Annotated in this window: 1 protein-coding gene; it reads right to left on the bottom strand. The window is 39.2% G+C overall.

The window, feature by feature from the left end; all coding sequences use genetic code 11:
• Window positions 1-134: 134 nt before the first annotated feature.
• The gene (gene tnpA / locus WD019_RS21715) at window positions 135-617 is read right to left on the bottom strand and encodes an IS200/IS605 family transposase (protein ID WP_425712817.1); all 483 of its coding nucleotides are present in this window, start codon (window positions 615-617) and stop codon (window positions 135-137) included.
• Between the last annotated feature and the right edge of the window lie 131 nt (window positions 618-748).

Below are 748 nucleotides of genomic sequence, written 5' to 3'. Positions count from 1 at the left end.
AATAAAAACCACCCGTGATAACGGGTGGTTTTCTCTGCGGCTGGAAGCCTTTGTTACTGACCAAACCCTAAAGGGCTACTGAATGGTTCGCCAGGCGTACTACTTCTACTGGCCAGACCTCAAAGGCCTCCTTCTTATTTTCTTTTCTTTTTCTTTACCTCTTCACCTGTAAATGGATCAATATATTCCATCATCGTTAATTGTTCTGCGACTATATCATCCTGGATCTGGTTACGTATATATTCTTCTATTACCTTCTTGTTTCTACCCACTGTATCCACATAATATCCGGTACACCAAAATTTTCGGTTCCCGTATCGGTATTTCAAATTGGCGTGACGATCAAATATCATCAAACTGCTTTTTCCTTTTAAATATCCTACAAATGCGGACACACTTATCTTAGGTGGAATACTTACCAGCATATGTATGTGATCTTTACATGCTGTTGCTTCGATAATCTCTACACCTTTTCTTTCACATAGCGTGCGCAGTATTTCTCCAATGTCCTTTTTGATTTTCCCATAAATGATTTGCCTTCTGTACTTTGGGGCAAATACGATGTGATACTTACAATTCCATTTCGTGTGTGCTAAACTATTAGTGTCTTTTGACATAAAACTCCTCCGTATGCTGATATTTTGGCTGACGAACCAAAAATATTTTAGCACCACAGAGGAGTTTTTTTAATACCACGCTGAAAGCTTTTTGGAACCCTAGGCCTAGCCTAGGGTTTTCTTTTCCACAA

This window comes from Fictibacillus sp. Mic-4 (assembly GCF_049843615.1).
Taxonomy (GTDB): Bacteria; Bacillota; Bacilli; order Bacillales; family Fictibacillaceae; genus Fictibacillus_A; species Fictibacillus_A gelatini.
The sequence above is the reverse complement of the archived record's forward strand: the minus strand, read 5'-3'. Positions and strand labels throughout refer to the sequence as shown.

Excerpts from the sequence above, each read along its gene's own strand:
- tnpA (WP_425712817.1), bottom strand. The coding sequence starts at position 617 with ATGTCAAAAGACACTAATAGTTTAGCACACACGAAATGGAATTGTAAG.